Origin of the sequence: Psychrobacter sp. (assembly GCF_030457785.1) — a bacterium.
In the GTDB taxonomy this organism is placed as follows: Bacteria; Pseudomonadota; Gammaproteobacteria; order Pseudomonadales; family Moraxellaceae; genus Psychrobacter.
On record NZ_JAKDUI010000103.1, the window covers coordinates 1 to 9,034 of the forward strand.

At 44.3% G+C, this 9,034-nt stretch carries 6 protein-coding genes; all 6 read left to right on the forward strand.

Going from position 1 to position 9,034, the window contains the following annotated elements:
* The first annotated feature begins 102 nt into the window (after window positions 1-102).
* The 6 genes from prpB (at window position 103) to L0J61_RS06475 (ending at window position 9,007) form a co-directional block, all read left to right on the forward strand.
* Window positions 103-996, forward strand: a complete 894-nt coding sequence (prpB, locus tag L0J61_RS06450; RefSeq protein ID WP_301465508.1) for a methylisocitrate lyase — start codon at window positions 103-105, stop codon at window positions 994-996.
* A gap of 107 nt (window positions 997-1,103) precedes the next feature.
* On the forward strand, window positions 1,104-2,231 hold the full coding sequence (prpC, locus tag L0J61_RS06455) for a 2-methylcitrate synthase (protein ID WP_301465509.1): 1,128 nt from the start codon (window positions 1,104-1,106) through the stop codon (window positions 2,229-2,231).
* An 82-nt stretch (window positions 2,232-2,313) separates the two neighbouring features.
* A complete protein-coding gene (locus tag L0J61_RS06460; RefSeq protein ID WP_301465510.1) occupies window positions 2,314-2,826 on the forward strand; it encodes a hypothetical protein in 513 nt (170 codons plus the stop codon).
* Window positions 2,827-2,997: 171 nt separating this feature from the next.
* Complete coding sequence (gene acnD, locus L0J61_RS06465; RefSeq protein WP_301465513.1) at window positions 2,998-5,643, forward strand: Fe/S-dependent 2-methylisocitrate dehydratase AcnD; 2,646 nt, start codon at window positions 2,998-3,000, stop codon at window positions 5,641-5,643.
* Window positions 5,644-5,812: 169 nt separating this feature from the next.
* Window positions 5,813-7,054, forward strand: coding sequence for a 2-methylaconitate cis-trans isomerase PrpF (gene prpF / locus L0J61_RS06470; protein WP_301465511.1), 1,242 nt, complete (start codon window positions 5,813-5,815; stop codon window positions 7,052-7,054).
* Window positions 7,055-7,141: 87 nt separating this feature from the next.
* The gene (locus tag L0J61_RS06475; RefSeq protein ID WP_301465512.1) at window positions 7,142-9,007 is read left to right on the forward strand and encodes an ABC transporter ATP-binding protein; all 1,866 of its coding nucleotides are present in this window, start codon (window positions 7,142-7,144) and stop codon (window positions 9,005-9,007) included.
* Window positions 9,008-9,034: the final 27 nt, after the last annotated feature.

The following is a 9,034-nucleotide window of genomic DNA, read 5'->3' on the forward strand; positions in this document are numbered from 1 at the left end:
ATATTAACATTAATCACTCTATTTGGCCTTTGCAGACTACAATAATTGGGTATAATCAGAATCATCAACAACAAAGCTACCCCTCCAAGCAAGGACCAAAATATGACTTCTCTATCAGCTGGTGCACGCTTTCGCAGTGCGATGAAACAAAAAAACGCTAACAACCTGCCCCTTCAAATCGTCGGCACTATCAACGCTTATACAGCGATGATGGCGACCCAAGTGGGTCATGAGGCGATATATCTTTCTGGTGGCGGTGTGGCCAATGCGTCGTTTGGTTTGCCAGATCTTGGTATGACCAGTCTTGATAATGTGCTCGAAGATGCACGTCGCATTACAGATGCGGTCGATACACCATTATTGGTTGACATCGATACAGGTTGGGGCGGTGCATTTAACATCAGTCAAACTGTCAAAAAGATGGAAAAAGCAGGTGTGGCTGCGGTACATATCGAAGATCAAATCGCACAAAAACGTTGTGGTCACCGCCCTAATAAAGAAATCGTCAGTATCTCTGAAATGGTGGATCGTTTGAAAGCCGCATTGGATGCCAAAAAAGACAGCGATTTTGTGGTCATGGCACGTACCGATGCACTCTCAGTAGAAGGACTAGACGCCGCTGTTGAACGTGCCGTTGCCTTTCAGGAAGCTGGCGCCGACATGATATTTGCTGAAGCGTTAACCGACATTGAGATGTATCGCCAGTTTACAGACGTATTAGATATTCCAGTACTTGCCAACATGACTGAGTTTGGTCAAACAGATCTTTATACCACTGAGCAGTTAAATGGCGTCGGTGTCGACATGGTGTTATACCCATTGTCAGCATTTCGTTCGATGAACAAAGCCGCATTGAATGTCTATCAACATCTAATCGACGATGGCACTCAAGAAAAAGTCGTCGATACCATGCAAACGCGTATGGAGCTATATGACTTCTTAAACTATCATCAGTTTGAACAGACTTTAGACAAGCTGTTTGCTGACAACAAATAACGCAGATTTTTTAACCGTTTCTCTCAGTGACTAATAATGTTGTTCACTGAGATGTTATTCACTGATTAAACCTCATTACACAAGCCACCAAAAAAAGGAATTCAACCATGGCAGCACAAAAACAACTTTCAGGCGCAGGTCTTCGTGGTCAAGTCGCTGGTACGACATCATTATCTACTGTTGGCAAATCAGGTTCAGGTCTCACCTATCGCGGTTATGACGTATCAGAATTGGCCGATAAATGTATTTTTGAAGAAGTGGCTTACTTGCTACTTTATGGCAACCTACCAACACAAAGTGAGCTTAATGACTACCAAGCTCGACTCAAAAAACTACGTGGGCTGCCACAGGCACTAAAAGATGTGCTTGAGCGTATCCCTGCATCAGCGCATCCCATGGACGTATTACGTACGGGTTGCTCTATGATTGGCAACCTAGAAACCGAGACAGATTTTGATCAGCAAAACGATAAAACAGATCGTATGCTTGCCACATTTCCATCGATCATCAATTACTGGTATCGCTTCTCACACGATGATGTCCGTATCGAGACAGAGACGGACGATGAGACGATTGGCGGCCACTTCCTACACTTATTGAAAGGTGAAAAACCAAACGAGCTGCATGAAAGAGTGATGAATGTATCACTTATCCTATATGCAGAGCATGAATTCAATGCATCAACCTTCACTGCTCGTGTCTGCGCCTCTACCCTATCTGATATTCACTCTTGTATCACCGGTGCCATCGGCTCATTGCGCGGTCATCTACACGGTGGCGCAAACGAGGCGGCTATGGATATGATTGAAGGCTTCACCTCACCAGATCATGCCGAGAAAGAAATGATGGCGATGCTGGCACGTAAAGACAAAATCATGGGCTTTGGTCATGCTATCTATAGCGAATCCGATCCACGTAATGTCGTTATCAAAGACTGGGCTGAAAAGCTAGGTAAAGATGTTGGTGATGAAGTGCTATATCCTGTATCAGTACGCTGTGAAGAAGTCATGTGGCGTGAGAAAAAGTTATTTTGTAATGCAGACTTTTTCCATGCGTCTGCCTATCACTTTATGGGCATCCCAACGAAGCTATTCACCCCTATCTTTGTTTGCTCGCGTCTAACAGGCTGGGCATCACACGTATTTGAGCAACGCGCCAACAACCGTATTATTCGCCCAAGTGCTGAATATACTGGCGAAGAGTTGCGCCCAGTTCCAGAGATGAGTGCCCGTTAATGGTGTAAGATAATGTATTATTTTTCAGGTCTATAGGGTGTGTTAAGTGCGCCCTACGCCTGACTTAAACCGGAGTCTGATGATGGGTAATTTATTCTTAGTCACTTGTATAATATCTATAGGGACTTGCGCAAATATAAGTAATGCTGATGGTTTCAATCTTGATAAACAAACTGCCAATATCCCAAAGCAAACTGCCAGCGTCCCATCAAGTTGTGATAGTGCTAAAGATTCAACAGCAATAAATCCTGGTTTTTATATTGTAGATAATGTGGAAGGAGATGTTATTGAGAAAGTATTAGCGAACGCCTATAGGGAGTTTTTACCTATTGACGCTATTACAGGTACTCAGTTATCTCACGACAGATACGATGAATATGCTTTGTATATTGATATAGATGGCGAGAGTTCACGTAAGCTTCAAGCCATGACTCGAAAACATATTGGCAAACAGATGATTACCGTAGCTAATGACGAAGTCATCCATTCTGCAAACATACAGGCTCCTCTTAGTAGCTCGTTTCGTATAACAGGTTTAAAGACGCTTAAAGAGGCTGAAACTTTCCGCTCTAAAATAGATTGCGCAATACGTTAATACTTATATCTTGATATTTTTCAAATTTTCTTAGCAAAATCTATTAACACCAAGACATTTCACCAAATAAACCTCTAACTCATTTATATTCAACTCATTTATAAAGGACAGCCCGCCATGCCAACGAGTACTGACAGCAAGCAACCTTTAACGCAAGTTAATCCGCAAACGATGAACAGTAAGTATAAGAAACCATTGCCAGATACTGATTTGCATTATTTCGATGTAGAGCAAGCGATCGATGAAATCGAGCCAGGTGCTTATGCCAAGCTTCCTTTTAGCTCAAAAGTGTTGTGTGAAAACTTAGTGCGCCGATGCCCGCCAGAGGATTTGACCGAAGCGCTCTCGCAGCATATCTATCGTAAACAACAGGTCGACTTTCCTTGGTACCCTGCCCGTGTGGTTTGCCACGATATTTTAGGACAAACAGCATTTGTAGATTTGGCTGGACTACGTGACGCAATCGCTGCAAAAGGCGGTGATCCTGCAAAAGTGAATCCGATCGTACCGACGCAACTTATCGTCGATCACTCTTTAGCAGTAGAACACGCGGGTTTTGAAGAAGACGCGTTTGAGAAAAACCGTGCCATCGAAGAGCGCCGTAACGAAGATCGCTTTCACTTCATCAACTGGTGTCAGTATGCTTTTGATAACGTCAACGTCGTTCCGCCTGGCAATGGCATCATGCACCAAATCAACTTAGAAAAAATGTCACCAGTCGTACAAGTCGTTGCCGACCAAGACAGTGATGCGGTCGCTTTCCCTGATACTTTAGTTGGTACAGACAGCCATACGCCGATGGTCGATGCATTGGGTGTTATCTCTATCGGTGTCGGTGGACTAGAAGCTGAAAGCGTCATGTTGGGCAACCCCTCTTATATGCGCCTGCCGAATATCGTTGGTGTTGAGCTGACTGGCAAGTTACAAGAAGGCATTACGGGTACAGATCTAGTACTGGCTATGACTGAGTTTTTGCGTGATGAAGGCGTCGTATCGGCATACATAGAGTTCTACGGTGAGGGCGCTCGCAACCTGACTGTGGGTGATCGAGCTTCTATCTCGAACATGACTCCTGAATATGGCGCCACGGCGGCGATGTTCTCTATCGATGAGCAAACGATTGACTATCTGCGTTTGACGGGTCGTTCTGAGGAACAGATCAAAACCGTTGAAGCCTATGCCAAACAGACTGGTCTTTGGGCTGACGGCTTAAAAGACGCTGAGTATGAGCGTGTGTTGCACTTTGATTTATCAAAAGTCGTTCGTAATATTGCTGGTCCTTCACGACCACACTCTCGCGTGTCTACAACCGACTTGGTCTCTGAAGGTATTGCTCATGGTGCTGACAACAAACAGCCAGAGCCAGAAGATGGTTTGATGCCAGATGGTGCCGTCATTATCGCTGCTATCACAAGTTGTACCAACACCTCAAACCCACGTAATATGGTAGCTGCTGGTATTGTCGCTCGTAATGCGGTCGAAAAAGGTCTAACTCGTAAGCCTTGGGTGAAATCGTCACTGGCACCTGGCTCAAAAACCGTGAAGCTATATCTGGAAGAAGCTGGCTTGTTGCCTGAATTGCAGACACTTGGTTTCGATGTGGTTGCGTTTGCCTGTACGACGTGTAACGGCATGAGTGGTGCGTTAGAACCTGAAATCCAACAAGAAATAATCGACCGTGATCTATTCAGTACCGCTGTCTTGTCTGGTAACCGTAACTTTGACGGTCGAATCCATCCATATGCCAAACAAGCTTTCTTAGCGTCACCACCATTGGTCGTGGCTTATGCGATCGCTGGTAACATTCGCTTCGATATCGAAAAAGATTCATTGGGTAAAGATAAAGACGGCAACGATGTGTACTTAAAAGACATCTGGTTTGATGATGCCGAAGTAGACGCGATTGTAAAATCAGCCGTTAAGCCTGAGCAGTTTAACCAAGTGTATATTCCTATGTTTGATGAAGCGGCAGAGAAAGATGGCTGTGATGAAGCTTCTATCATCAACCCTCAGTACGATTGGCGTGATATGAGTACTTATATCCGTCGCCCGCCTTACTGGGAAGGTAAAATGGCGGCAATGAATAAACTAAAAGGTCTGCGTCCGCTGGCTGTATTGGGTGACAACATCACCACCGATCACATGTCACCATCTAACGCGATCATGGGTGAAAGTGCCGCTGGCGAGTACCTTGATACGATGGGTCTGCCTGAAGAAGACTACAACTCATACGCTACCCACCGTGGCGACCATCTCACTGCCCAACGCGCTACCTTTGCCAATCCTAAGTTACTAAATGAGATGGTACGTGACGAGGAAGGGAACGTGATTCAAGGCTCACTCGCTAGAGTAGAACCACAAGGTGAAGTCATGCGTATGTGGGAAGCGATTGAGACTTATATGAATCGTGAACAACCACTGATTATCATTGCCGGTGATGGATATGGTCAGGGCTCAAGCCGTGACTGGGCTGCCAAAGGGGTTCGCTTGGCTGGTGTAGAAGTCGTCGTCGCCGAAGACTTCGAGCGTATTCACCGTCAAAACCTAGTCGGTATGGGCGCTCTACCCGTTCAGTTTGCTGCTGGAACGAACCGTGAAACACTAAGTATCGATGGTTCAGAAGTGTTTGATATCGAAGGCGATGTATCTGCTGGTGGTGAGATGACGTTGGTTATCCATCGTAAAGACGGTAGTATCGATAAATCACCGGTTATCTGCCGCTTAGATACTGCCGATGAAGTAAAAATGTATAACTCTGGCGGTATGTTACAGCGTTTTGCCAAAGAGTTTGTCGACGGCACGTTAGACATTGCGTAAGCACCTGACGTATCGAAGGTGAGCAATTAAGAGCCGGTGCCGTGTATAGCAATATGGCATCGGTTTTTTATAGTCAGTTCTAGTCAACATTGAACCTAAGATTGGATCTAATATTGAATAAATGGGCGCTTTTTGTAGCACTCAAATAAATACTCAAAAGGACTTCCCCATGACCCACGCAAAACCCAAATTTGCCCCGCAAGTAACAGTCCCTGCCAACTATATGCGTGGCGGCACTTCAAAAGGCACGTTTTTTAAACTGTCTGATTTACCTGAGCGCTGCCAAGTCCCGGGCGAGTCTCGTGATAAATTTTTGCTACGTGTCGTCGGCAGCCCTGACCCTTATGGTAAACAAATCGACGGCTTAGGCAATGGCAGCTCAAGTACTTCAAAGACAGTCATATTGTCCAAATCTGATAAGTCAGGACACGATGTGAACTATCTGTTTGGACAAGTCAATATAGCCAAGCCGATGATAGATTGGGCAGGTAATTGTGGTAACTTGACCGCCGCCGTTGGTGCCTGTGCCATTAATATGGGTCTGGTTTCTGCTGACAAGATCAATAACAGCATCGATGACAATGCTGAAAGCGGTATTTGTGAAGTACGCATTTGGCAAGAAAATATCAGCAAAACCATTGTTGCTCACGTACCTGTTTATACCGACGAGCGAGGTAAGGTACAAGTTCAAGAAACTGGTGACTTTGAGTTAGATGGTGTTACCTTCCCTGCTGCTGAAGTGAATATTGAATTCATCGACCCTGTAGACGCTTCTAGCGATATGTTCCCAACCAACAATCTCATCGATGATTTTGATGTCTCAGGTTGTGGTTTATCGGCTGATAGTATCAAAGCAACCTTTATCAATGCAGGTATTCCCACTGTTTTTATGAAAGCCGAAGATTTAGGATTCTTGGGCACAGAACTGCAAGGCGATATTAATAGTAACGAAGAACTATTAAACAAACTCGAAACCATCCGTGCCAAAGGTGGTGTTGCAATGGGACTGTTCAAGGATGTGTCAGAAGCCCAAACCAGCCAACACATACCCAAAATCGCTTGGGTGGGCCCTGCACAAAGCTACAAAGCCTCTAGTGGAAAATCGGTTGACACAGATGATATCGACTTAGTGGTACGTGCCATGAGTATGGGGCAATTACACCATGCCATGATGGGAACAGCTGCTGTGGCTATCGCTGCTGCTGCGACAACACAGGGTACACTCGTTAATGATACTGCAGGTGGACGTACGTTATCGGAGGTTCGCTTTGGCCATCCTTCAGGCACCTTGTTGGTCGGTGGTAAAACCGAGCAAGTTGATGGTCGCTGGCAAGCCAAAAAAGTGTCCATGAGTCGCTCAGCTCGCCGCATCATGGTGGGCGAAGTGTTTGTACCTGCGGATGCCTTTTAATATTTTTTATACTATCCACTATACCTAAGGTAGTGGATAGTCCATTATTATAGTCAATACTATATAAACGTAGCGACTTTTATTAACATGCCCACCTCTTCCCAACCCCAACGCGTTCAATTAGACAAAAAACCGCACAAAAAGCCTCCAACGTCAAAAACGGGAAGAGGCGCTTTGTTATGGTCTATCCTAAAAAGACTGTCAGCCTTTGCCAGGCCCTATCGAGGGCTGATTGCCTTAACTTTAATATTAACAGTTCTAGGATCGTTTACGGCGCAGGTCAACGCTTTTGTACTGCAGTACACCATTGATAGTTTGACCAATATTGTCGATTTACCCGACCCTTGGGCTGAGGGTATTAAGTTACTCACGCTTATCAGTGCGATATTATTGGTCAAAGAAATACTCAACATCATCATTACTTTTGGTCAGCGCTATTTTGGTGAGCGTATCCGAATTAACTTATCGCGCGACTTATCACAAAAAGTGGTCGATCGCATTTTATCCTACAAGATGGCGTTTTATACCAGTGACGAAAATGCCAGTGGTAAGTTGCAAACCCGTATTGATTTAGGGGTTAGTAGTCTCACGACTTTGGTACAAAACTTCTTTATTGATATGCTACCGCTATTTGCCAGTGCCATCGTGTCGTTGGTGATTATGTTTAATGCCAACTTTTGGATTGGTATGGTTGGTTTGACAGTGGTGCCGATTTACTTCTTTGTCAGTCAGCAACAAGCAAATCGCCTGCAAGGGTTTCGTAGGCAAATGCGTCAATACCGTGAGACTAAAAGCGGCTTGGTTGTTTCTATTATTGACTCCATCATAGTGATTAAATCCTTTGTACGCGAGCCAATTGAGTCAGATAAGCACTGGAAAATCCAAAAAGACATGACCACCAATCAGCTACGTATTCGCAGCATTGCGTTTATGTACAATGCTGGCAAGACTTTTATTGAGCAAATTGGTGTGGTGGCTATTATCGTTCTATCTTCCTACTTTGTGCTCAATGGACAGATGACACTTGGCGCCATCATGTTTCATATCCTGCTATTTCAAAACGTCGCGGCTCCCATACGTGAATTACACCGCATTTATGACCAAATCAATAACGCCCTCACTTATGCAGAGGGATTCTTTGATATTTTAGATGACAAACAAGCAGTTGAATCTGAAGGTAAAGTCGAATGTAATGACATCAAAGGTCATATCGAGCTAGAAAATGTTAGTTTTGCTTATCCAAATGGCAAACAGGCGTTACATGATGTGAGCTTTACTATTCGCCCAAATAAGATTACGGCGTTGGTTGGTTTAAGCGGTGCAGGCAAAAGCACTATTATCAATCTATTGGTCAAGTTTTATGACCCGAGCAGCGGAACGATTTGCCTAGATGGTCGTAATTTAAAGGATTACCACACTCATAATCTCCGTGAGAAAGTCGGTTTGGTATTGCAAAAAAATCATATCTTTTCAGGGTCTATCGCTGACAATATTCGTTATGGCGATATGAATGCGACCTATGAACAAATTGTCGATGCTGCAAAAAAATCCTCGATTCATGAGCAAGTCATAACCATGCCTGATGGTTATGACAGTGAAGCTAAGCTACTGTCCGGTGGTCAGCAGCAGCGTATAGCGCTGGCACGAATGTTTCTTAAGGACCCACCGATTGTGTTTTTGGATGAACCAACGGCGAGCCTTGATGCTATGGCTACTCAACAGATCAAGAAAAGCTTGGATTTAATCAAAAAAGACCGCACTGTGATTATTGTTTCGCATAATATTTCACAAATCATCGATGCTGATGACTTGGTGGTTATTGAAAATGGCCGTGTGATTGAGACTGGCACTCACGAAACACTCTATGCCAATCATGACAAGTATTATGAAATATTTAATGCCATGTCTGATAGTTTGAACCTAGATAAAATCAGTCAAACGCTGAATAGTTAATATATAACTCATTAATATGCAGATAAA

Bases quoted from the DNA above. Each gene is read 5' to 3' on its own strand.
- acnD (WP_301465513.1), top strand. From the start codon at position 2,998: ATGAACAGTAAGTATAAGAAACCATTGCCAGATACTGATTTGCATTAT.
- L0J61_RS06460 (WP_301465510.1), top strand. From the start codon at position 2,314: ATGGGTAATTTATTCTTAGTCACTTGTATAATATCTATAGGGACTTGC.
- prpC (WP_301465509.1), top strand. From the start codon at position 1,104: ATGGCAGCACAAAAACAACTTTCAGGCGCAGGTCTTCGTGGTCAAGTC.
- prpB (WP_301465508.1), top strand. From the start codon at position 103: ATGACTTCTCTATCAGCTGGTGCACGCTTTCGCAGTGCGATGAAACAA.
- L0J61_RS06475 (WP_301465512.1), top strand. From the start codon at position 7,142: ATGCCCACCTCTTCCCAACCCCAACGCGTTCAATTAGACAAAAAACCG.
- prpF (WP_301465511.1), top strand. From the start codon at position 5,813: ATGACCCACGCAAAACCCAAATTTGCCCCGCAAGTAACAGTCCCTGCC.